At 40.6% G+C, this 23,478-nt stretch carries 21 protein-coding genes; 20 read left to right on the forward strand and 1 reads right to left on the reverse strand.

What is annotated here, in order from left to right; all coding sequences use genetic code 11:
• Nucleotides 1-98 precede the first annotated feature (98 nt).
• From B9Y93_RS13685 to B9Y93_RS13780, 20 genes are all read left to right on the forward strand, one after another.
• Nucleotides 99-938, forward strand: a complete 840-nt coding sequence (locus B9Y93_RS13685; protein ID WP_085494971.1) for a flagellin N-terminal helical domain-containing protein — start codon at nucleotides 99-101, stop codon at nucleotides 936-938.
• A 140-nt stretch (nucleotides 939-1,078) separates the two neighbouring features.
• Nucleotides 1,079-1,693, forward strand: a complete 615-nt coding sequence (locus B9Y93_RS13690; RefSeq protein ID WP_085494972.1) for a hypothetical protein — start codon at nucleotides 1,079-1,081, stop codon at nucleotides 1,691-1,693.
• Nucleotides 1,647-3,506: a motility associated factor glycosyltransferase family protein gene (locus B9Y93_RS13695; protein WP_085494973.1), complete on the forward strand. Its 1,860-nt coding sequence runs from the start codon at nucleotides 1,647-1,649 to the stop codon at nucleotides 3,504-3,506. Before B9Y93_RS13690 ends, B9Y93_RS13695 begins: the two co-directional genes overlap by 47 nt.
• A gap of 34 nt (nucleotides 3,507-3,540) precedes the next feature.
• On the forward strand, nucleotides 3,541-4,548 hold the full coding sequence (locus tag B9Y93_RS13700; RefSeq protein ID WP_176228927.1) for a glycosyltransferase family 2 protein: 1,008 nt from the start codon (nucleotides 3,541-3,543) through the stop codon (nucleotides 4,546-4,548).
• Nucleotides 4,549-4,564: 16 nt separating this feature from the next.
• Nucleotides 4,565-5,572, forward strand: coding sequence for an NAD-dependent 4,6-dehydratase LegB (locus tag B9Y93_RS13705; protein ID WP_085494975.1), 1,008 nt, complete (start codon nucleotides 4,565-4,567; stop codon nucleotides 5,570-5,572).
• 16 nt (nucleotides 5,573-5,588) lie between these two features.
• Nucleotides 5,589-6,761, forward strand: coding sequence for a LegC family aminotransferase (locus tag B9Y93_RS13710; RefSeq protein WP_425320342.1), 1,173 nt, complete (start codon nucleotides 5,589-5,591; stop codon nucleotides 6,759-6,761).
• Nucleotides 6,762-6,764: 3 nt separating this feature from the next.
• Nucleotides 6,765-7,928, forward strand: coding sequence for a UDP-N-acetylglucosamine 2-epimerase (gene neuC, locus B9Y93_RS13715; RefSeq protein ID WP_085494977.1), 1,164 nt, complete (start codon nucleotides 6,765-6,767; stop codon nucleotides 7,926-7,928).
• 4 nt (nucleotides 7,929-7,932) lie between these two features.
• Nucleotides 7,933-9,003: an N-acetylneuraminate synthase gene (neuB, locus tag B9Y93_RS13720; protein ID WP_085494978.1), complete on the forward strand. Its 1,071-nt coding sequence runs from the start codon at nucleotides 7,933-7,935 to the stop codon at nucleotides 9,001-9,003.
• Between the two features lie 27 nt (nucleotides 9,004-9,030).
• Nucleotides 9,031-9,660, forward strand: coding sequence for an acetyltransferase (locus B9Y93_RS13725; protein ID WP_085494979.1), 630 nt, complete (start codon nucleotides 9,031-9,033; stop codon nucleotides 9,658-9,660).
• Nucleotides 9,660-10,712, forward strand: coding sequence for a nucleotidyltransferase family protein (locus B9Y93_RS13730; protein WP_085494980.1), 1,053 nt, complete (start codon nucleotides 9,660-9,662; stop codon nucleotides 10,710-10,712). The genes B9Y93_RS13725 and B9Y93_RS13730 overlap by 1 nt, the downstream gene beginning before the upstream one ends.
• Nucleotides 10,713-10,748: 36 nt before the next feature.
• Nucleotides 10,749-11,735, forward strand: coding sequence for a Gfo/Idh/MocA family protein (locus B9Y93_RS13735; protein ID WP_085494981.1), 987 nt, complete (start codon nucleotides 10,749-10,751; stop codon nucleotides 11,733-11,735).
• Between the two features lies 1 nt (nucleotide 11,736).
• Complete coding sequence (locus B9Y93_RS13740; RefSeq protein WP_085494982.1) at nucleotides 11,737-12,657, forward strand: Gfo/Idh/MocA family oxidoreductase; 921 nt, start codon at nucleotides 11,737-11,739, stop codon at nucleotides 12,655-12,657.
• On the forward strand, nucleotides 12,654-13,436 hold the full coding sequence (locus tag B9Y93_RS13745) for an acylneuraminate cytidylyltransferase family protein (RefSeq protein ID WP_085494983.1): 783 nt from the start codon (nucleotides 12,654-12,656) through the stop codon (nucleotides 13,434-13,436). Before B9Y93_RS13740 ends, B9Y93_RS13745 begins: the two co-directional genes overlap by 4 nt.
• Nucleotides 13,437-13,718: 282 nt before the next feature.
• A complete protein-coding gene (locus B9Y93_RS13750) occupies nucleotides 13,719-13,916 on the forward strand; it encodes a cold shock domain-containing protein (protein WP_085494984.1) in 198 nt (65 codons plus the stop codon).
• A gap of 94 nt (nucleotides 13,917-14,010) precedes the next feature.
• The gene (locus tag B9Y93_RS13755) at nucleotides 14,011-14,973 is read left to right on the forward strand and encodes a DUF2920 family protein (RefSeq protein WP_085494986.1); all 963 of its coding nucleotides are present in this window, start codon (nucleotides 14,011-14,013) and stop codon (nucleotides 14,971-14,973) included.
• A 149-nt stretch (nucleotides 14,974-15,122) separates the two neighbouring features.
• Entirely contained in the window at nucleotides 15,123-15,665 is a 543-nt protein-coding gene (gene hpf / locus B9Y93_RS13760) for a ribosome hibernation-promoting factor, HPF/YfiA family (RefSeq protein ID WP_085494987.1), read from the forward strand.
• 298 nt (nucleotides 15,666-15,963) lie between these two features.
• On the forward strand, nucleotides 15,964-18,471 hold the full coding sequence (secA, locus tag B9Y93_RS13765) for a preprotein translocase subunit SecA (RefSeq protein WP_085494989.1): 2,508 nt from the start codon (nucleotides 15,964-15,966) through the stop codon (nucleotides 18,469-18,471).
• A 205-nt stretch (nucleotides 18,472-18,676) separates the two neighbouring features.
• Nucleotides 18,677-19,793, forward strand: a protein-coding gene (gene prfB, locus B9Y93_RS13770) for a peptide chain release factor 2 (protein WP_097676115.1) whose coding sequence is annotated in 2 segments (ribosomal slippage) — nucleotides 18,677-18,748 and nucleotides 18,750-19,793 — 1,116 coding nt in all. Because the reading frame shifts where the segments join, the coding sequence is not laid out codon by codon here.
• A gap of 161 nt (nucleotides 19,794-19,954) precedes the next feature.
• Nucleotides 19,955-20,860, forward strand: coding sequence for a YitT family protein (locus B9Y93_RS13775; RefSeq protein ID WP_085494993.1), 906 nt, complete (start codon nucleotides 19,955-19,957; stop codon nucleotides 20,858-20,860).
• A gap of 215 nt (nucleotides 20,861-21,075) precedes the next feature.
• Nucleotides 21,076-21,597 (forward strand): VanZ family protein, encoded by a 522-nt coding sequence (locus B9Y93_RS13780; RefSeq protein WP_085494995.1) that lies wholly within the window; start codon nucleotides 21,076-21,078, stop codon nucleotides 21,595-21,597.
• A gap of 588 nt (nucleotides 21,598-22,185) precedes the next feature.
• Here the strand turns inward: B9Y93_RS13780 and B9Y93_RS13785 are convergent.
• Nucleotides 22,186-23,163, reverse strand: coding sequence for a diaminopimelate dehydrogenase (locus tag B9Y93_RS13785; protein ID WP_085494997.1), 978 nt, complete (start codon nucleotides 23,161-23,163; stop codon nucleotides 22,186-22,188).
• Nucleotides 23,164-23,478 lie beyond the last annotated feature (315 nt).

The following is a 23,478-nucleotide window of genomic DNA, read 5'->3' on the forward strand; positions in this document are numbered from 1 at the left end:
TCGAAGATCACTATAAAGTTTTGAAGGTGATCTTTCGATAAATATAATAGGTCGCAAGGACGTGACCTAGAACTTTTATATCATGGAGGATGAATATTATGTCAATGTTTATTAACACAAACGTAGGCGCTATCAACGCTCACCGCAACTTAGGTATGAACAACTCTGCAATGAGCAAAACAATGGAGAAATTGTCTTCCGGTTTCCGTATCAACCGTGCAGCGGATGATGCAGCTGGTCTTGCAATCTCCGAAAAAATGCGTTTCCAAATGAATGGTATGAACCAAGCGATGCGTAATGCGCAAGATGGTATTTCCATGATTCAAACAGCTGAGGGTGCTTTGACTGAAGTACACTCCATGCTTCAACGTTTGAACACACTTGCTAACCAATCCGCTACTGGTACTTATGATGACAAAGACCGTGCGAACATCCAAAAAGAGGTTGACGCTCTTGTAGCTGAAATCGACAACATTGCGAAGTCTACTAACTTCAATGGCATTCAATTGCTTGGTAGCGGTGGTGCTAGTGCTCCTGCATTCGGTTCTTCCGTAACATTCCAAATTGGAGTTGATGGCGGAAACGAATTGACTGCTGACTTGAAAGCAATGAATGCTAATGAGTTGTCATTGTCAGGTCTCTCTTTGAGTTCTGCAACTGATGCAAGTGCTGCTATTAAGACAATTGAAGCTGCAATTAATACAGTTTCAGAACAACGCGCATCTTTCGGTGCTGTTCAAAACCGTCTTGAGCACACGATCAATAATCTTGGAGTTACTGCTGAGAACTTGTCTGCTTCTGAATCCCGTATCCGCAATGCTGATATGGCAAAAGAAATGACAGACTTTACTCGTAACCAAATTTTGGTTCAAGCAGGTACATCTATGCTGGCACAAGCAAACTCGATGCCACAAAACGTCTTGAAATTGCTTGGATAATTAGTGAATGTCAAGAAGTCCTGAAGGTATTTCCTTTAGGGCTTCTTTTATTTGTGTTTAACTTATTCATTCATAGTGTACTCAATATTCAAATAGATATAACCGATAAATAAGGTAAATGAAAAAGAGGAGACAGCACTATGAATATTATTATAAATGGCTTATCTACATACTATGATGTTAAATCTTCTGAGAACATGACTAATATCTGGTTGGATGTAACAAAGAACATTAGTGAACATCATGAATTCATTCAATCCATTGAGATCGACGGAAATCTGTATGATAATGGACACTTTGATATTCTGATAAAGCAATTTGATGTTATTCATACAGTTAAAATAGTTACTATTTCTGGTGAAAAAAGCTTCTATACTATCCTTGAGGATCTACATGAATATGCAGTTAAAGTACTGGAGGAAATGGAAAACTACATAAAGCCATTATACAGTGGTAGTAATCAAAATTGCGATGAACTTCCTATAATTGTCGAATCTATAGAATGGATAATTACTTCTACAACTTATCTTCAGTATACTTCAGGGTTGGCTTCGCTAAAGCAGGAGCTATGTAAACAAATTGATGATATCGTTAATAAATATAGTAAAATTTTAGAGATGCTGACAAGCGAGTTGGAATGGGGAAATTTGATTGGCTTTGCAGATATCGTCCAATATGAGTTTATTCCTCTATTAGAAGAATTCTATCATGCAACAAGGGAGGTTGGTCGTTCTGAAAGAGACATTTTACAGTAATACAAATATAATAAAAAATAAATACCCCAAATTAATGAATAAAATCTCTTGTGCAGGGGAGAAAAAAAAGGAATATTCTATTTCTAGTAATGCTAATTCGGAGATGAATTTGCAAATAACAAAAGATACGCACATTCATTATCTATATAGTAAGTATTCTATTGAAAGAGAAATGAAACAATGGATCGAAAATGCATCTGAACAACTTGAAGACTCTCAGTATATATTATTAATAGGTTGGGGATTAGGATATCATATTCGAAAATTGATTCAAACATATCCAAATAAAAAGTATTTTGTATATGAGCCAGACCATAATACTTTTTCTCTAGCCATTGAGCACATTGATTTTTCTAATGAATTAGATCACTCGAGTATTATTTCTGTTGCGGTTGGAGAGGAGGAGGACTATAGAGATTTCTTGGAGCAGTTTGCAGAACGGGTTGCTGATTCCTTTGTTCAACTCACGATACCATCGTACAATAACCTCTACCACGGGGAAATTGAACAGTTTACATCAGTAGCTATAGAAATGATTAAGATGAAGAGGAGTAATTTGGCAACTTACAATCACAACTCCGATAATTGGATAAGAAATATTCTGAGAAATACTAAGTATGTTGCTCAATTCCCAAGTGTACATTTTCTGGCTGATCAATGTAAAGATAAGCCAGTAATAATTGTAGGGGCAGGCCCTTCATTACAATATGACCTTGACTTGTTACGTGAATTAAAGCATAAAGTAACTATCATTGCAGCTGGAACAAGCACACAGGCTTTATTAAAGGGTGGAGTTGAACCTGATATTATTGTGTCAATGGACGGTGGTGAGCCTAATCGAAGAGCGTTTGAATCACTTCAAACTAATCACATTCCGATGGTCTTCGGTACCTTTATACAACCGGAAATTCTTAATGAGAAACGTAAAAGACTTGCTTATGCGATTCTGGAGATCGATCAAGTGACTCCTTATTTGCTTCCTAATGATGAGAAATATATAACTTTTAAGTCAAATTATAGTGTGACAGGCTTGTGTATACAACTAGCAGTGTATATGGGGTGCTCTACCATTATTTTTACGGGCCAAGATCTCTCTTTTCCCAATAATAAATATTATGCTGATGGTGTTAATCACTTCGACCCATCTACAATTCAGGATATGACAAGTAATGCACATTTACTTGTGGAGAATGTCTATGGAGAAACTAACAATGCCAATCATAGTATGTTTGTTACATTGAGAGATATCGAGCATCTAATATCAATTTTTGATCATATCAGGTTTATTAACGCTTCAAGATATGGAGCAAAAATTCGTGGTACTACATTTAATGATCTGAATCAAATAAAAGATAAATGGCTAGCATCGGAAAGTAAAATATGTATTCCTGAGTTATTCGATCAAGCAAAACAGCACAGAGAAGAGATACTCACTGGTGTAATAAACCAAATAAAGCGAGATATAACGAATCTAGATAAATTAAACCTTGATTTACTCGAGTTACTTAGACTTTTTGATAAAACTCGAGCAATGAGTACAAAGACAAACGTCTTAAAGAATAGTCTTCTTAAAATAAGTAGGAATTGGTCTGCTATTTCACAAAATGATACATTTAAATCTTACATTCAATTTGGTTTAGTTTCATATTTTAATAGTTACCAACGGTACATATCGGAGGTTACTTATTCGACAGATTCTACTTATCAATTTCAAATTCTAGACAAGTACCTATGTAAGTTAATTAAAATTGTTTTGGATTACACTCCGACGTTGAAGAAACAGTTAGAAAGCACTGTAGAGGAAATGAAATGAATGGAGAATCAAATGTTCAGTAGGGGGTGATGTGTTGGCAAAAGTAAGTGTTATTGTTCCCATCTATAATGTAGAACAATATCTACACAGATGTATTGATTCATTAATTGCCCAAACCATGGTGGATATCGAAATTATATTAGTAAATGATGCATCCCCGGATCGCTCAATGGATATCATGCTAGAATATAAAAAAGCTTATCCGGACCGCATCATAATTATTGATTCAAAGGAGAACATGAAGCAAGGTGGTGCGAGAAACCTTGGTATAAGGGCAGCAACTTCTGAATATATCGGTTTTGTAGATAGTGATGATTGGGTCCATCCAGAAATGTTTAGAATGTTATATGAAACAGCTATTAATAAGAGTGCTGATATTGTTAGCTGCAATGCATATCGTGCGAACAGTGATTCGGAAATAACTCCATATCTACATCGTGATCTTACTAGTTTAACCGGTGAGATGAGTGACATTAAGAAGGAATTATTTCTTATATACGGAGCTTCACCTGGAGTTGTTACAAAAATTTATAAAAAAAGTCTAATTATAGATAATCAGATATGGTTTCCTGAGAAGCTTTTTTATGAGGATAACTTTTGGGGACCTCTTATTTTTTTGCATGCAAGATCCTATCACCATGTAAATGAAAGTTTTTACTACTATTATTTGAATCTGAATTCAACAATTACGAGACAGGAAAGCCATCATCATTTTGATCGATTACTTATTGAGATAATGAAACTTGAGACTTACAAAAAAATAGGGCTTTTTGATAAGTTTAAAGATGCAATAGAGTTTAGTTTTATTAGATTATACTACATCAATTCATTACATTTAGCATTCACCAGATTTAAAAATCCGCCATTCAATAAGATATTTGAAATAAGAAAATATATGAAAGATGAATTCCCATTTTACAGAGAAAATAAGTATTTTCATCTGTTTAGCAAAGTAGAACAAGTGTTGACTGGTCTAAATGATGTTAGTCCTTATAAGGCATATGAATGGTATAAGACTATAATAAATAAAAATGTAAAGTAATATGAGGAGATCGGAAATGACTCATTCGAGAAAAATACTTGTTACAGGTGCAGATGGTTTTATTGGCTCTCATTTAACTGAAGCACTTGTTCGTCAAGGTCATGATGTCAAAGCTTTTGTGCTTTATAATTCCTTTAATACTTGGGGATGGTTGGATCAATGTGCCGCAGATATTAGAGGGCATTTTGAAGTGTTCAGTGGTGATATTCGTGATCCTTATGGTGTCAGGAAAGCAATGGAAGATTGTGACCGTGTACTTCATTTAGCTGCATTGATTGCTATCCCATATTCCTATCATTCACCGGATACTTATGTAGACACGAATATTAAAGGTACATTGAACGTTCTTCAAGCAGCTCGTGATCTTGGCGTTAGTAAATTAGTGCACACTTCTACAAGCGAAGTGTATGGTACCGCTAGATATGTACCAATAGATGAGAAACATCCTTTGCAAGGTCAGTCACCATATTCCGCATCGAAGATTGGTGCAGATCAAATGGCACTCTCATTTTATCGGTCATTTGAAACCCCAGTAAGTATTATTCGTCCGTTTAACACCTATGGTCCACGTCAATCAGCCAGAGCAATTATTCCAACTGTAATTACACAAATTGCTTCTGGTAAAGAATCCATACAATTAGGATCTCTTCATCCCACTCGGGATTTCAACTATATTGAAGATACTGTACGGGGCTTTATTGCGATGTTGGAATCATCCAATTCAATTGGGGAAGAGATTAATATCGGGAGTAATTATGAGATTAATATAGGAGATACAGTAAGTATGATTGCTGAACTAATGAACAGGTCAGTGAATATTGTATCTTCGGATGATAGGAAAAGACCTGAAAAGAGTGAAGTGGAAAGGTTATGGGCAGATCATTCGAAAGCTAAAAATTTGCTCGGATGGGAACCTTTGTATTCAGGAACAGAAGGCTTGCGTAAAGGGTTAGAGAAGACCATTGAGTGGTTTACTAAGCCAGAGAATTTGAGTCGATATAAGGCAGATCTTTATAATATATAGAATTGGGATGACGACTTTGAATCTTACGTCACATCAGATTTTAAAAACAATTAAACGTGTTATCGGTGATCATGAATCTTTTGTACCACTTCATGAACCTACATTTGGTGGAAATGAGTGGATCTACGTAAAAGAATGCATAGATGAAGGCTGGGTTTCATCAGTAGGTTCATATGTAGATCGATTTGAACGTGAATTAGCAGAATATATTGGCGTAAAGCACGCTGTTGCTGTAGTTAATGGAACTGCTGCACTGCATATCAGTCTTTTATTAGCAGGAGTTAAGTCTAAAGAGGAAGTACTGATTCCGTCGATTTCTTTTGTTGCCACTGCTAATGCTGTAACTTATTGTGGGGCTGTTCCCCATTTCATTGAAGTTAGTACAGAGACACTAGGCATTGATCCGAATTTATTAGAGCAATATTTGAATGACATTTCGTATCGCAAAGATGGACAAACTATAAATCGCATTACGGGAAGGATAATAAGGGCGGTTGTTCCGATGCATACCTTCGGACATCCTGTTGACATGGAGCCATTATTGGAAGTATGCCAACGTTATGGGCTAGTCTGTATTGAAGATGCCGCTGAGTCATTAGGGTCTACCTATAAGAACCAACATGCCGGATCAATGGGCTTGCTTGGAGCGATTAGTTTCAATGGAAATAAGGTTACTACCACAGGTGGTGGAGGAGCCATTGTTACAAATAATACTGAGATTGCAAGGAAAGCAAAGCATTTAACAACAACAGCAAAACTGCCTCACAAGTGGGCATTTATTCATGATGAGGTTGGATACAACTATCGAATGCCTAATTTGAATGCGGCGTTAGGCTGTGCACAGTTAGAACAGATTGATACATTTGTTAACAAGAAGAGAGCTTTGTATAAAAAATATGTACAAGAATTTAAATCTGTTGAAGGTGTGCTGCTTTTTGAAGAAAAAACGGGAGTGCGAAGCAATTGTTGGTTAAATGCATTAATTTTAGATCAACCTAATAAGCTACTCCTGGATGAAGTGCTAGAACTAACGAATTCCAATGGTTTAATGACTAGACCTGTATGGACGCCACTTCATCTGCTTCCGATGTATCAAGATATGCCGAGCATGCCTTTGATGCGAACTGAGCAGTTACAATATCAAATTATAAATATTCCAAGTAGTCCTTCCTTAACAGGAGGTCGTTGATAGATGCGCAAGATTGCAGTGGTCACTGGAACAAGAGCAGACTATGGATTGATCTACTGGCTTCTACGAGAAATTCAAGGTGATCCAGAATTAAAACTACAAGTGATTGTTACAGGTATGCATTTGTCACCTGAGTTTGGTAATACGTACAAAGTTATTGAGAAAGACGGTTTTGAGATTGATTGGAGAGTAGATATGTTGCTTTCAAGTGACACAACAAAAGCTATGAGCCAATCTGTAGGATTAGGTGTAATTGGTTTTGCAGAAGCGTTTAATTATTTGGAACCTGATATCGTTGTGCTAACAGGTGATCGATTCGAGACATTAGCTGCTGCTCAGGCAGCGATGTTTGCTAAAATTCCTATTGCTCACTTATACGGAGGAGAAATAACAGAAGGTGCTATTGATGAAGCGATTCGACACAGTATTACCAAAATGGCATATGTTCATTATACTGCTGCTGAAGAGTACAGAAATCGTGTCATTCAATTAGGCGAACACCCTGAAAGAGTGTTTAATTACGGAGCACCCGGCCTGGATCATATCACCAGGACTTCTACTTTATCTAGAAAAGAGTTGGCTGTTCAGCTTGATTTTTCTTTAGATAAGCCGTACTTCCTTGTAACCTACCATCCTGAAACATTAGGAATGAAAGATCCAGTTTTGTCCTTGGATGAATTATTATCTTCATTAGATGAGTTTCCTGATTATAAAGTATTGATTACAAAACCAAATGCCGACCCAGGAGGAAGGGCGCTAATTTCTCAGTTGGAGAAGTATAAGGGCGTAAATACAGAACGGGTATACTTGCATACATCTCTAGGTCAGTTGAGATATTTAAGTGCTATGAAGAATGCCGCTGCTGTTATAGGGAACTCGTCCAGTGGCATTATAGAAGCACCCGCATGTCGGGTTGCAACGGTAAATATCGGGGATCGGCAAAAAGGAAGATTGAGAAGTGACTCCGTGATTGATTGCAAGGAGACTACGGAATCCATTACCAACGCAATAAGAATAGCTATCTCTCCAGAATTTCAGCAAAAGCTAAATTGTGTTGAGTCTGTCTATGGTGTCGGGAATGCGTCCGGTCGTATAAAAGACTCTTTAAAAGCATTAAATCTAAGCCATGGAACAACGAAGACATTTTATGATTTGGGAAAGGTGTAGCTTTATGAGTAAATCAGTATATATTATCGCCGAAGCTGGAGTTAATCATAACGGTTCTATTGACATGGCTAAGGAGCTTGTGTGCCATGCTGCCCAAGCTGGTGTAAATGCAATAAAATTTCAGACATTTAAAGCTGATCAATTAGTAACAAAACAAGCTTCAAAAGCAGCATATCAGATAAAAACATCCGGTGATGATACTCAATATAGCATGTTAAAAAAACTGGAATTGCCCGAAAATGCTCATTATGAATTGATGGAACTATGTGCCGCTGAAGGTATTGAATTTTTATCGACCCCATTTGATCATCAAAGTCTAAATTTCTTAGTAAATGATTGTGGATTAAAGAAATTAAAAATCTCCTCGGGCGATCTTACAAATGCCCCTTTTTTGTATGAAATAGCTCGATTTAAAATACCTGTTATTTTATCGACAGGAATGAGTACATTAGGTGAAATAGAAGAGGCGCTAGGCATATTAGCATATGGCTATATGCATCCTGATGCCCCGTCTTCAGAATCTATCATTAAACAATTTTATAGGTCGCAAGAAGGGCAGGATATCCTGCAACAAAAAGTTTCTTTGCTGCACTGTACAACAGAATATCCTACTCCATTCAATGAAGTGAATTTAAAAGCGATATCGACATTAAAAAACTGCTTTCAATTAAATACTGGTCTCTCAGATCATACTCCAGGTATTGCTGTGTCTGTGGCTTCCATTGCTTTAGGAGCTACCATTATTGAAAAACATTTTACTTTGGATAAAAATCTTCCGGGACCAGATCATCAAGCATCACTGACTCCCTGTGAGCTAAAAGACCTTGTCTTATCTATCCGTCAAGTTGAGCAAGCTCTAGGTAACGGCATGAAGGTACCGTCTAAATCGGAGTACAAGAATATCGATGTGGCAAGAAAAAGCCTTGTTGCATCTAGAAATGTCCAGAAAGGTGATATTTGGACTATAGATAATCTAACAACAAAAAGACCGGGAACGGGCAAATCTCCGCAGTTATATTGGGATCTGTTAGGGACACCAGCCGACCGTAATTATGACAAAGATGAAGTTTTGTAAGACGATCTGCATAAAAAAGGTGATGAGATGAGTAAGCCGGTTATCATGTTAGGAAGTGGCGGGCATGCCAAGGTGCTTTATGATATTTTAAAGCAGCAAAATACTAATCTATTAGGTTATACTGATCAGTTTCATCATGAATCAAAATTAGAAGATCTAAACTATCTTGGTAATGATACGATTATATATTCATATTTGCCAGAAGATATTGATCTTGTTTTAGGTATAGGGAAAATCTCAAATGAGTCTATTAGGGATCGAATATACAAAGAATTCAGCTGTAGGGGTTATACGTTTAGAGCAGTAGTTCATAAAAGTGCTACGATTTCTCCTAGTGCCTCTTATGGAAAAGGCGTTCAAGTGATGGCGGGGGCTATCATTCAATCGGGTACGTTTATATCAGAAAATGTAATTATAAATACGGGAGCCATTGTTGACCACGATTGCATTATAGAAAGTCATACTCATATTGCACCAGGTGTAACCTTGTGTGGTTCGGTACATGTGGGATCATCCTGTCTAATTGGAGCAGGGGCTACAATTATTCAGCAAGTGAGTGTAGGGAGTCAATCTATTGTTGGAGCAGGAGCAGTTGTATTAAAATCTGTCGAGGCATACAAAAAAGTAATAGGGAATCCTGCTAAGGAGGTGGAGTAATGACTGATTGGAAAAGGGTTATGGTCAGTTCTGAATTAACGGTGCTTCAAGTCATTGAAAGGATAGATTCAACAGGGTTACAAATTGCAATCGTCGTGGATTCATCCTCTCAGCTTCTAGGTACCATAACAGATGGTGATATTCGAAGAGGAATATTAAAAGGAATTTCACTGCAAAATCCAGTAACAGATATTATGAATCGGAACCCTGTTACGGCACGTATTGGGGATAGTCGAAAAAGTATTTTTAATAAAATGAAAAAGAAAAGATTGAAGCAGATACCGATTTTAAATGAACACAATCAAGTGATTCGGATGGACCATCTTGATCAATTTTATGAGAAACGAATCTATACGAATCCAGTTGTTTTAATGGCAGGTGGCTTAGGGACAAGATTACGACCGTTGACTGATAATTGCCCAAAACCCCTTTTGAGGCTCGGTGATAAGCCTATCCTGGAAATGATTATTGAGAATTTTATTGAGTTTGGATTCTATAAATTCTTCATTTCTGTAAATTACCATGCTGAAATGATTGAAGATTATTTTGGCGATGGTTCTAAATGGGGAGTTGAGATAGAGTATATACATGAAACACAACGACTCGGTACGGCAGGAGCTTTAAGCTATTTGAAGGAAAAACATCTAACAGAGTCATTTTTCGTTATGAATGGCGATTTGCTCACAAAAGTCAACTTCGAGCAATTGCTTGAATACCATATACAAAACGAATCCATAGGAACGATGTGTGTGAGGGAGCATGAGTATCAAATACCATATGGGGTTGTTACCGTTAACGAGCATAAGCTATTATCCATTGAAGAGAAGCCTAAACAGCGTTTCTTCATTAACGGGGGGTTATACGTTTTACATCCAAATGTACTGGAATACATACCTAAAGATAAATACTATGATATGCCGGAGCTGTTTAATGAGCTTATTATTCGTAAAGAAGAAACCTCGGTATTTCCAATAAGAGAGTATTGGATTGACATAGGTAAGATGGATGATTTCAGAAAGGCAAACGTTGATGTTGAAGCAGGAATTATATAAATACTCAAAATTTTTGTAAACGAGAGGAGGAAGAATGTGAATATAGCAATTGTAGGGTTAGGTTCAATGGGGAAGAGAAGGATAAGGCTATTAAAACAGTATTTTAAAAATGTACATATATTCGGTATAGATTTAAGGGACGATCGAAGAATAGAAGTGGCCAATCAATTTGGAATCAGCACATTCAGTACATTAAACGATTTGTTTGATTACACTATTGCTGATGCTGTGATGGTATGTACATCTCCTATAAGCCATGAAAAAATTATTAAAGAAGCACTGGCTTACTCTTCTCATATATTTACTGAACTTAATTTGTTGCATAACTACTATGCTGAAGCAATTCAAGCAGCCAAGGAAAAAGGGAAAGTATTGTTCTTATCATCCACGATGCTCTACCGTAAAGAAGTACAATTCATAGGACATCAGGTCAATGCAAGCAATAAAAAATTAGCTTATAGGTACCATGTTGGTCAATATCTTAAGGACTGGCATCCATGGGAATCATACAAAGATTTCTTTATCTCTAATAAAAAAACCAACGGATGCAGAGAGATATTTGCTATTGAACTCCCATGGATCATCGATGTTTTTGGAGACATTAAGTGCTTCCATGTTGAGAAAAGCGAGTTGACTAGTCTAGATATCGATTATCCGGACTACTATAGTGTGATACTAAGGCATAGAAATGGGATTGTTGGAAGTATTAATTTTGATGTGGTATCACGAATTGCAAGGAGAGATTTTCAAATTATAGGTGAAGAACTTCAGATTCATTGGGATGGGTCGCCTTCAGGATTAGCTATTTGGAATGACAACAGTAAGCAAATGGAACAAATATGCTTGTACGATCAATACATGAAGGACAATACATACTCGAAATCAATTATCGAAGATGCATATTATGAGGAGATTAAAGAATTTTTGGAGATGATTATGGCCCGATCTGGATCTCCAAGATATTCTTTTGAGAAGGACAAGGAGATCTTGCAAATAATTGATCGAATTGAAGGAGAATTATAGCGTGAAGGTTATTTTTTTCGGGCTGGGTTCAATAGGGAAAAGACACTTGCAAAATCTAATCTCTGTATGTCGCGCAAATAGCACAGATTTGGAAGTTCACGCTTTTCGAACAAAGGGTACAGAGGAGAAAATAGAAGGCATTGATAAATATATTTATCAATACAATCAAATTACCGACCAATATGATGTTACATTTATAACAAATCCAACAGCTATTCACTATGATACACTGAATCTAATGATAAAGAATTCGAATTTTTTCTTTATTGAAAAACCAGTGTTTGATCATCCTAATTACGAAATTAATTTTACTATAGACCCTAGTAAGGTATATGTAGCAGCGCCGTTAAGATATAAACCCATTATGAATTACTTGACGAATTATATAGAAGACAAAAGAATTTACTCTGCTAGAATTATCTGCTCTTCTTTTTTACCTTCTTGGCGCAAAGAAGACTATAGAAAAAGTTACTCAGCCTCCAAAGAACTTGGTGGAGGGGTAGAGTTAGATTGTATTCACGAGCTTGATTATGCAATATGGTTATTCGGCTTTCCAAAGCAAAAAAAACATCTCATTTTGAGAAAATCGGACCTTGAAATTGAAAGCAACGACCTTGCGCTCTATCTTTTAGAATACGAGGATAAAGTTGTCGAGATTCATCTGGATTACTTTGGGGTTTATCCACAGAGAAAAATAGAAATTATAACAAATGATGATTTTATTGTTTGTGATTTACTTAGTGATACTTTGTATTCACAAAAGTATGGTCAAATTGTGGACATGAAGAGGGACAATAATGCAATGTACGTAGAAGAAATAAAATATTTCATTGAACGGGTAATGCATTGTCAAGACAATTGGAATGATCTTAACAATGCAATTGATGTGCTACAGCTGGCAAGAGGGGGGACTATAACATGAACATACTGATTACGGTATGTGGCAGAAGAGGTTCTAAAGGTGTCAAAAATAAAATTGTTAGAACAATGAATGGATACCCATTGGCCTTATATACATTTTCAATTATTGATTTATTAAAAAAGAAAAGCACAGATCATATTGATGTGGCAGTAAATACAGATAGTCATGAGTTAGCTCAATTTTCAAAAGTGATCCAAGAATCTATTATTGTTGAACGTGATGAATCTTTGACAGGGGATTATGTTTCGAAGTTTGATGTTATTAAGGACACCTATGTACGAGTAAAAGAATTGACTGCTATAAACTATGATATGGTTGTTGATTTGGATATTACATCTCCTTTAAGGACTTTGATTGATCTACAGAATGTAATTGAAGCAAAACAAAACGATTCGGAAATGGATGTCATTTTTACAGTTGTAAAATCGAGACGAAGTCCATATTTTAATATGGTTGAGGAAGATGGGGGATCAGTAAGGCTTATAAACAAATCAAGATATACGGCTAGACAACAAACCCCTCAATCTTTTGATATGAATGCTTCAATATATGCGTATTCTCCTTATTTTTTGGAACATACAAACTACCTTTTTGATGGTAAATGTGGAATAGTTGAGATGAAAGACACATTAGTATTAGACATAGATAGCGAAGAAGATTTTGAATGGGTAGAGTATATTCATAAGAAAATTATTGAAGAAGATCAAGGTCATAAAGATATATATAGTAACATAAACGTTATGCTCCATAGAAATATAAGTCTCGAATCCGGCGGATAATATGGAGAAATGTATTAATTCGATATTCTATACGACAGCATTTTTTTAGTTTGTGAAATTTTAATAAAAGAAAGAGTTTTGATTGGAGTAAATTCAATAGTCAAAATAACTATAATTAAAGCTTCGTAAAAGCTAAAAATGTCTAGGGATGTCAGTCTCAATGGGCTTTTGTCGAAAAATAATTTTTTTCCAATATTAACATTGACACCGCTTCCAGCGGGTGATATAGTCGAAATTGTGAGGACCATCCTCACGGATTTGAAGATGAAGGGATGTATTTACATGCAAGGTAAAGTTAAATGGTTCAACGCAGAAAAAGGTTACGGCTTCATCGAAACTGCAGAAGGTAACGACGTATTCGTTCACTTCTCCGCTATCCAATCCGAAGGCTTCAAGACTTTGGAAGAAGGCCAAGCTGTAGAATTTGATATCGTGGAAGGCGCTCGCGGACCACAAGCTGCTAACGTAATCAAATTGTAATTATACCGGCAATCGCCGTATTTTATATGATTTCGATTAGCTAACCCTCAGCTTTCGCTGGGGGTTTTTATTTTTATTTGAAGGAGGCAGGGGAATGGCAGACCATTATGAATTCTCCATTCAGGGTCATCACAACATCTATAACAATAACGCAAGGGAGTTTACTATACATTTTTCAACCCCTTCTAAAGGTGTAGGTAAAGATACCGGAATGCTATTACTAATTCCAGGCTACGGAGGTAATGTGAACTCTAATGTCTATAAAAAAATGCGAGATACCTTTGCAGATCAATATAACTTAATCGTCGTCCAATGTCATTACTTTGGCCAAGAGTTTATGCAGTCAGAACTTATACATGAAGAGTCATACGATAATTTTAATGATATGTCATTTATGCAGGCATTAGATAATATTATGGCTGTTTTAATTGTTATCCAAATAATAAAAAATAAAAACCTTCCTATTAATTATGGGAAAATTATTTTGTATGGGCACTCCCATGGAGCATATATTGGATATTTAAGTAATGCCTTTGCTCCTCAATTATTTAAGCTATTAGTTGATAATTCTTCATACCTCTATCCTATATATAGGATCGCAGATCGGACTCTTCAAAGGGGGGATGGGGAAGTCATTTGTTTTCATTATTTAATATCAGACGAAGCATCGCCTGAAAATGAAATATTATATTTGCCCCTTTTATATAAGAAGTTCCTAAATGAATGTTCAATCATCAGTTTCAACGGCACAAATGACGCTATGGTCCCAGTTGAAGATAAGACATCATTTATTAATGGCATAAATAAAGCAAGGCATATCCTAATCGATGACAATAATGTTGATGGTCAAATATTTACTTCTACGACTCATGGTCTAGGCGCTGATTTTCTACGACTCTTTGATTATGTGATGAATACACATCGGTTTACCACATTAAATGAATTACAACTAGTGCCACATCGTTTACATACCAAACAACACGTATTCTCTATTGACTTTGAAGATGAATTGATTCAGTTATCGATACAGCAGCATGAAAAAATTTCTTCCTATTAAAATGGTTTGAATGCAAATGTTCAGGGTAATGATACTTACACACAAGATGCTACATATAACTCCTCAAGTACACATATCGTACATAAAGGGACTTTGAATTCGATCTTGTGGCTATGATATAATGGAATTAATCAAAGGAGGAGTGCCCTATGAATTACAGCATTCGAGGCCAAAATATTGAAGTTACAGAAGCTCTTCGCGACTACGTGGAGAAGAAACTGGATCGACTTGAACGCTATTTTGAAGCTCCCCCAACCTCTGATGTGAATGTGACATTAAGCGTCGTTAAGGAAAAGCATCGGGTAGAGGTTACGATCCTATTGCCAGGATTAATCCTTCGTGCAGAGGATGGCAGCAGAGACATGTACGCATCCGTGGATGCGGTTCTAGATAAGCTTGAACGCCAGATTCGCAAGCATAAGACGAAGGTTAACCGCAAGTTCCGTTACGACGATGCACGTAAGTTCTTCGCGGAAGAGCCAGTACCTGCTGGTGGAGCTGCCGATGAAGACGAGCTGGAAGTAGTTCGTACGAAGCGCTTTACCTTTAAGCCGATGGATGTAGAGGAAGCGATTCTTCAAATGGACCTGCTGGGTCATGACTTCTACGTATTCAAGGATGCGGATACTCGTGAGGTGAACGTGGTGTATCGTCGCCAGGACGGACGCTACGGCTTGATTGAACAAGAATAAGCTCGAAGCAGTGCTGCAAGCTAGCAGAGACTGCATTGAATTCCATATAATGAACAGAGCCTATCTCCACAACGGAATAGGCTCTTTTAGCGTATAAAATGGTGTATAATATAGATTAGAGTATAGACTCGGTGATAGTCTGCCTGTGATAACACTGGTTGCGACTGTTCCATGAAACTGTTACAATTTATTTCAAAACATGGTCACGGACAAGCACTTCATCTGATGACTGGGAGAAGTAAGATGAGGCTTTAGATAAAAGGTACGAAGTTATTGCGCTGTACGAAAGGGGTTAACTATGCTAGGTCTAGTTAAGAAGATATTTGGTGATGCAAATGAACGCGAGATCAAGCGCTACATGAAGACCGTTGAGGTAATTAACGGCATGGAGCCTGATTTCGTTAAGCTTACAGATGAGCAGCTTAAAGCGAAGACGGAAGAATTCCGTGCTCGTTTGGAAAAAGGAGATACACTGGATCAATTGCTTCCAGAGGTCTTTGCAACGGTTCGCGAAGCATCGAAGCGTGTATTGAATAAGCGTCATTATGATGTTCAGCTGATCGGGGGAATGGTTCTCCACGAAGGCAAGATTGCAGAGATGAAGACAGGTGAAGGGAAGACCTTGGTTGGTACGCTCCCTGTGTATCTTAACGCTCTCAGTGGCAAAGGTGTTCATGTCGTAACCGTCAATGACTACTTGGCATCCCGTGACAGCGCGGAGATGGGACAAATCTATAACTTCCTTGGCATGACGGTTGGTCTTAACTTGAACGGGATGGACCCAGACCTGAAGCAAGAAGCTTATGCTGCTGATATTACTTATGGTACGAACAATGAGTTCGGCTTTGACTATCTGCGCGACAACATGGTGTTGTACAAAGAGCAGATGGTACAGCGTCCGCTGTCTTTTGCCATTATCGATGAGGTGGACTCCATCCTGATCGACGAAGCGCGTACGCCGCTGATCATTTCCGGACAAGCTGCGAAGTCTACAGAAATGTACTTTGCTGCAGATCGCTTTATTAAGCGGTTGACGAAGGATGACTATACAATTGATGTGAAGACGAAGCAGGTTTCCCTCACTGAATCCGGGGTGGAAAAAGCCGAGAAGGCATTCGGAGTAGAGAACTTGTTTGATGTGAATAACGTTACACTTAACCATCACGTACAGCAGGCACTCCGTGCGAACGTGATTATGCGCCGTGACGTGGATTATGTGGTCAATGATGGCGAGGTTGTTATTGTCGACGAGTTCACAGGACGCATGATGGCAGGCCGCCGTTACAGCGATGGCTTGCACCAAGCGATTGAAGCGAAGGAAGAACTCGACGTTCAGAATGAGAGCATGACCTTGGCTACAATCACATTCCAGAACTACTTCCGCATGTACCGCAAGCTGGCGGGTATGACAGGTACGGCGAAGACAGAGGAAGAAGAGTTCAAGAGCATTTACGGCCTTGAAGTTATTCAAGTGCCTACTAATAAACCGAATCAGCGTGTTGACAGCCCAGACGTCGTGTACAAGACGGTTAATGCGAAGTTTAATGCGGTTGTCAATGAAATCGTGGAGCGTCATCAGAAGAAGCAGCCTATACTCGTCGGTACGGTGTCGATCGAGAACTCCGAGCGTCTGTCTGACATGCTTCGCCGCAAGGGCATTCAGCATAAAGTATTGAATGCGAAGTACCATGCAGAGGAAGCGGAGATCATCGCACGCGCAGGGGAGCCGTCTTCTGTAACGATCGCAACGAACATGGCGGGCCGTGGAACGGATATTATCTTGGGCGAAGGCGTAGCGGATGTAGGCGGTCTTCACATTATGGGTACAGAACGCCACGAGAGCCGTCGTATCGATAATCAGCTTCGCGGTCGTGCGGGCCGTCAGGGCGACCCTGGTTCCTCGCAATTCTATTTGTCGCTAGACGATGAATTGATGCGCCGTTTTGGTGCGGACAACGTGCTTGGCATGATGGAGAAGCTTGGCTTCGAAGAAGATCAGCCTATCGAGTCTAAGTTGATTTCGCGTGCTGTGGAATCCGCTCAGAAGCGTGTAGAAGGCAATAACTTTGACCTTCGAAAAGTGGTCCTGCAGTATGATGACGTGATGAACCAGCAGCGTGAGATCATTTATCGCCAGCGTCGTGAGGTGCTGGAGTCTGAAAATATTCGTCAGATCGTTATGGATATGATTCAGCCTTGTATCGATCGCATCGTAGATGCGCATTGTAATGAGGAAGAAATTCCGGAGAACTGGGATTATGATGAGGTTGTCAACTACGTGAACCGTCAGCTGCTTGAAGAAGGCGCAGTCACAAAAGACGATCTGTGGGGCAAAGAGCGCGAGGAGATCAAGGAATATTTGTTCAAGAAAGTGATGGACAAATACATTGCTCGTGAAGAGCTGATGGGCGAAGAGCTGGTACGCGAGTTCGAGAAAGTCATCGTGCTTCGTTCCGTTGACTCCAAGTGGATGGATCATATCGATGCGATGGATCATCTTCGTCAAGGGATTCACCTTCGTGCTTACGGCGGTACAGATCCACTGCGCGAATATCAATTCGAAGGCTACGAGATGTTCAATGCGATGATCGCCACGATTCAAGAGGAAGTATCCACGTATATTATGAGATCTCAAGTGGAGGCGAAGGTGGAGCGCAAGGCTGTCGTTGAAGAGAACAAGATGTCAACGAATGCTGAGCCTGGCGTGAAGCGTCCTGTGAAAAAGGATGAGACTGTAGGCCGCAACGATCCTTGCCCTTGCGGAAGCGGCAAAAAGTACAAGAACTGCCACGGCAGCGATAATTAAGTCACATTAAGCAGGATGCAAGAAAAGTGCATCCATGCTCATAGGATATAGAAGTGAGAACAACGGGCGTCCGGATGGCGCCCGTTGTTCAACGCTCTCTGCCTGCTTCAATAGAGGGGGCTAAGAGGGTAAGGATACCCGTATAGGTCAAGAATAGTGGATCGAGAATGCTTTATTTTTTTTGAATAGTGAGGAGAATGACACAATGATCGAACCTAACGTTCGCCACCAGCTGCGAGATCTTGCAGCGAAATTAATAAATCTTAGGGGGTCTCTTTGACTTAGACCTTAAGCAAGAGCAGATCGCCAACTTCGAAGAGAAAATGGCTGCGCCGGACTTCTGGGATGATAATGAGAAGGCGCAAGCCCTTATCGCTGAGCTTAACGGGGTAAAAAGCATCGTAGACCAATATCAGGCTCTGCTGCAGGAGCAAGAAGACATTGAGATGATGATCGAGCTTGCCGAGGAAGAGCAGGATGAGAGTCTAGCTGCGGAGATCGAGCAAAGCGTAGCAGATCTTCATGGGAAGGTCGGGACGTTCGAGCTGCAATTGATGCTGAGCGAGCCATATGACCGCTATAATGCCATCCTTGAGCTGCATCCAGGAGCTGGCGGGACAGAGTCTCAGGATTGGGGTCAAATGCTGTACCGCATGTATACGCGCTGGGCGGAGAAGCGCGGCTTCAAGGTTGAGGTCCTGGACTTCCTCCCTGGAGACGAAGCAGGCATCAAGAGTGTTACAGTCCTGATTAAGGGCTTCAATGCTTATGGATATCTAAAGGCGGAAAAAGGGGTTCATCGCTTGGTTCGCATCTCGCCATTCGATGCTTCTGGACGCCGACATACGTCATTTGTCTCCTGTGATGTGGTACCTGAGATCACAGAGGATTCGGCAGTAGAGATCCGTACAGAGGATCTCAAGATTGATACGTATCGCGCAAGCGGCGCAGGTGGTCAGCACATCAATACGACGGATTCCGCGGTGCGTATTACGCACATCCCTACCGGTGTCGTCGTCACCTGCCAGACCGAGCGCTCGCAGATCAAGAACCGTGAGCGAGCCATGACCCTGCTCCGTTCGAAGCTCGTCGAGCTGAAGATCCAAGAGCATGAGAAGCAGCTTGCAGAGATCCGCGGTGAGCAGATGGATATCGCATGGGGCAGCCAGATTCGCTCCTATGTCTTCCATCCTTACAGCATGGTAAAAGACCACCGCACGCAGGTGGAAACAGGCAACGTCGGCGCTGTCATGGACGGCGATCTCGATGCATTCATTGAGGCTTACTTACGCAGCCGCATTCAATCTAACTCGGAACAATAAATACGGTGTATCCTTGAATGAACCTGCCTCCCGACGTTGTCGGGGCAGGTTTTTTTGCGTGCTGGATCGCTGTAACTAAACAAAGCGTTTCGAGTATGAGTGCGAATCCCCTCGCACATACTAGGGACGATTCAAGGCAGCCCTTATAAAGGAGAGAAGATATGGTTACTTATTCTGCAACATCCCCTACGAAAAAGCTGCGGCGCGGCCCGCTCGTTCCCCCTAATCATCCGATGCGTTCAGTGCTGGATTATGCAATGATTTTACTAGGCGCTTTTTTGATGTCCTTATCTTTTAATTTGTTTATGCTGCCAAATAAGATTGCTTCTGGGGGGATCTCAGGACTTTCAATCATTCTTCAAGAGACACTAGGCTGGAATCCGGCGATAACACAGTATGCATTCAACATCCCTTTATTTATTCTTGGCGTGACGCTGCTTGGCAAGCAGTACGGCATTCGGACATTTGTTGGCTCTATTGCTTTGCCAACCTTCGTGTATTTGACATCGAAGCTCCCCGCAGCGACAGATAACCATCTGCTTGCCGCAATCTTTGGGGGCATCTTGCTTGGTCTAGGATTAGGAATTGTGTTTCGAGGCCGAGGATCAACAGGAGGCAATGCAATTACCGCACAGCTCGTGCATGTATTTATTGGCATAAGTCTTCCGCTCTCGGTTGCGATTTGTGATGGTGTGATCATCTTGCTGGCGGGAATCTTCCTGTCCTTTGAAGGGGCCATGTATGCTTTAATTGCTTTGTTCGTCATGACCAAGACGATTGATGTCGTACAGATGGGATTCGGCTATACGAAGCTCGCTTATATTATCTCGGATAAGACCGATGAAGTGATGGAGGCAGTGCTGCATGATCTCGACCGTGGACTGACGAAGCTGCATGCTGAAGGTGGATATACCGGAGACAGCCGCACTGTTCTGATGGTCGTGGTCGGACAGACGGAGATTGTAAAGCTGAAGACCTTGGTCAAGACGGTCGACCCTCATGCTTTTATGATCATCAACGAGACGAATGAGGTGCTCGGCGAGGGGTTCAAAATGCATCATTCATAGCTCTATAGCTGGTGCTCCAATGCATTTTAGCTGATGCTCCAATATATGCAACCATGGTGAACCGCATGCTGAATAGAAGGAGAAGTGACGACATTGTTCGTCATATTGTGATGTAGGTGGGCGTTGAAATCATGAACATCTGCTATAATGTTACTTTCAGTACCATTTACAATGACAATATGATGATGTGTTCATCTTAAGAGGAGAGAGTTGAAATGAACCGTTCACCCTGGTGGATACGCGCATTAAAGGCTTGGCTGCCAGTCGTGATCCTATGTGGAATCATCTTTTATTCATCATCACAGCCTGCCAATGAACAGGATGTGAAGCCGACATTAGCCGGAATGATCAGCGAAGAGAGCTTAAACTGGCTACCTTCAATGGAATTCTACTATGGCAGACAGCTAGTCAGCACGGATGACGGGATGTACGCATTCTTGGAATTCTGGTTGCGAAAAGGAGCACATTTTGCAACCTTCGGGGTACTCGGCCTCTTGTTCCTACGGGCTTGGCGCAAACACACCCATCTCGAGATCGCCAGCATTGCCGCCTTGCTGTGCACATTCCTGTATGCTATATCTGATGAATGGCATCAGTCCTTCGTTGTGAATCGAACAGGACGCATTGCTGATGTCGTGCTGGATACGACAGGGGCGCTGTTCTTTATCGTTATCGCCTGTCTTCTTATCCGAAGAAGGGAACGGAAGCGTCAGCCGTATATTTGGAATATCAAATAAGTTCTCGTAATCCGAAGATGTCCTGTAGGGCCCGCGAAGCGAAGTCCAGTACCGGGTCCTGCTCACATCAAGGAGACGGCTTGTAGGAAGTTACATTTCCCTGATTACCTGATCTGCTCAATGTGAAGGAAGTTCTGCTGAAGCTTCGGATTCTAAAATGTTAGTGAACGCCGCAACAGCAGGATCAAGCCATACATAACCAACAGCATGGGAAAAGCTGTATGACAAAGCCTCCAGTGTCGCTCTCAACGAGTGATCTGGAGGCTTTGTGCTGTTGTTCTATCTTAGTAGATGCTATCGGTAATGCTTGAGCTTATATCTTCTATCGAAGTGAACCAACCGCTAGCGCTAGGCAAACTGCGCTGCTCCTATCCAAGTGGATGCGGAGCTTCGTTTCCATAACGTTGCCATGTCGGCAAACGAATATGCATGAGCTCAGCAGAGTCATCCCTGATCCCAATAAGATGGTCGATCTTGCCGCTGCAGACAACTCAGTGCTCTACGTGAAGCTCTAGCCGCGATATGCGTCAATGCCAAGCCAACGAGTCCATGCAAGAAAGCTTGTCCATAGCGCTGTTAATCGCTCCTCTACAGAAGCTTTTTACGAAGTTCAGCCGCTGATTTGGGTGAGAGCAGGCCAAATGGAATATCGAATACCGTGCGTGCGCCCTTCTCGCCTTTTTGCGCCAAGCGGAATGCTGCGCGTGCATAGGCAACCAATACGCTGGATGTGAATTCAGGGTTGCTGCCAAGGTTCAAGCCGAATTCCATGATCTGCTTCGTGCCTTCGCCGGTTACGCCGCTGCGGAATACCAAGCCGCCATGCGGCATCTCGCTGTGCTTCTCACGGAGCTCTTCTTCCGAGATGAAGTGTACGATCGTGTTGTAATCCGCAAAGTAGTTTGGCATCGTCTTGATTTCTTCCTCGATGCGTGCTTGATCGGCTCCTTCCTCTGCGACAACAAAGCATTCACGAAGATGCTTGTCTCTTGTTGTAAGAGTAGGGTTGTCCCCGCGTCGCACTTGAGCGACTGCTTCCTCAGATGGAATCGTGTATTGAACACCGTGCTTCACGCCTTCAATGCGGCGAATAGCATCGGAGTGCCCTTGGCTCACGCCGCGGCCCCAGAATGTATATTCATTGCCTTCTGGTAGAATCGATTGGAACAGCAGGCGATTCAAGGAGAACAAGCCTGGGTCCCATCCGGTTGAGATGACGCCAATATGCCCGCTCGCTTCTGCGACATGATTAACGCTGTCGAAGTATTCTGGAATGCGCGCATGCGTGTCAAAGCTGTCAACGGTATGGAACAGCTCCACCAATTGAGGTCCTTGCTCAGGCAGGTCAGTAGCCGAGCCTCCGCACAAGATCATTACATCGATACGATCGGTGTATGTATGTGCATCGCGAATATCAACTGCAGGCACGCTTGCTTGAATGGTGCTTGGATCGCGACGAGTAAACACCGCAACTAGCTCCATATCTTTATTTTGACGAATAGCGTATTCAACGCCCTTCCCCAGATTGCCATAACCGACAATACCAATTCGAATCGGTGTTTCCATATACGATACACTCCTTTGTCTAATATCCTCTATCAGTATAGGGCACTGATGAAAGATTTTACAGGATTATCTCACATCATAGTGCAAGTTTCCAGTCCTCTATTATGCAAAAAGCAGCGCAATTAGCCAATGCCACTTCAGCTTCAATCCTTACGCTTATTCTACCTGTCGAGCGGCAAGTAGTCGAATTTATGCGCAAGCGCCTCCCCAGAACCAGATACCGATCATGCATGTATAAATGCATAAATGTATAAAGGTGATGAAGAAAACCCCTTGATAGAATAAGGTTTTTAAAAAATACATAGAATTTTTTAG

The organism is Paenibacillus aquistagni, assembly GCF_900177815.1.
GTDB classification, from domain to species: Bacteria; Bacillota; Bacilli; order Paenibacillales; family Paenibacillaceae; genus Paenibacillus_B; species Paenibacillus_B aquistagni.

Excerpts from the sequence above, each read along its gene's own strand:
- B9Y93_RS13685 (WP_085494971.1), top strand. The coding sequence starts at position 99 with ATGTCAATGTTTATTAACACAAACGTAGGCGCTATCAACGCTCACCGC.
- B9Y93_RS13690 (WP_085494972.1), top strand. The coding sequence starts at position 1,079 with ATGAATATTATTATAAATGGCTTATCTACATACTATGATGTTAAATCT.
- B9Y93_RS13695 (WP_085494973.1), top strand. The coding sequence starts at position 1,647 with ATGCAACAAGGGAGGTTGGTCGTTCTGAAAGAGACATTTTACAGTAAT.
- B9Y93_RS13705 (WP_085494975.1), top strand. The coding sequence starts at position 4,565 with ATGACTCATTCGAGAAAAATACTTGTTACAGGTGCAGATGGTTTTATT.
- neuC (WP_085494977.1), top strand. The coding sequence starts at position 6,765 with ATGCGCAAGATTGCAGTGGTCACTGGAACAAGAGCAGACTATGGATTG.
- neuB (WP_085494978.1), top strand. The coding sequence starts at position 7,933 with ATGAGTAAATCAGTATATATTATCGCCGAAGCTGGAGTTAATCATAAC.
- B9Y93_RS13725 (WP_085494979.1), top strand. The coding sequence starts at position 9,031 with ATGAGTAAGCCGGTTATCATGTTAGGAAGTGGCGGGCATGCCAAGGTG.
- B9Y93_RS13730 (WP_085494980.1), top strand. The coding sequence starts at position 9,660 with ATGACTGATTGGAAAAGGGTTATGGTCAGTTCTGAATTAACGGTGCTT.
- B9Y93_RS13745 (WP_085494983.1), top strand. The coding sequence starts at position 12,654 with ATGAACATACTGATTACGGTATGTGGCAGAAGAGGTTCTAAAGGTGTC.
- B9Y93_RS13750 (WP_085494984.1), top strand. The coding sequence starts at position 13,719 with ATGCAAGGTAAAGTTAAATGGTTCAACGCAGAAAAAGGTTACGGCTTC.
- B9Y93_RS13755 (WP_085494986.1), top strand. The coding sequence starts at position 14,011 with ATGGCAGACCATTATGAATTCTCCATTCAGGGTCATCACAACATCTAT.
- hpf (WP_085494987.1), top strand. The coding sequence starts at position 15,123 with ATGAATTACAGCATTCGAGGCCAAAATATTGAAGTTACAGAAGCTCTT.
- secA (WP_085494989.1), top strand. The coding sequence starts at position 15,964 with ATGCTAGGTCTAGTTAAGAAGATATTTGGTGATGCAAATGAACGCGAG.
- B9Y93_RS13775 (WP_085494993.1), top strand. The coding sequence starts at position 19,955 with ATGGTTACTTATTCTGCAACATCCCCTACGAAAAAGCTGCGGCGCGGC.
- B9Y93_RS13780 (WP_085494995.1), top strand. The coding sequence starts at position 21,076 with ATGAACCGTTCACCCTGGTGGATACGCGCATTAAAGGCTTGGCTGCCA.
- B9Y93_RS13785 (WP_085494997.1), bottom strand. The coding sequence starts at position 23,163 with ATGGAAACACCGATTCGAATTGGTATTGTCGGTTATGGCAATCTGGGG.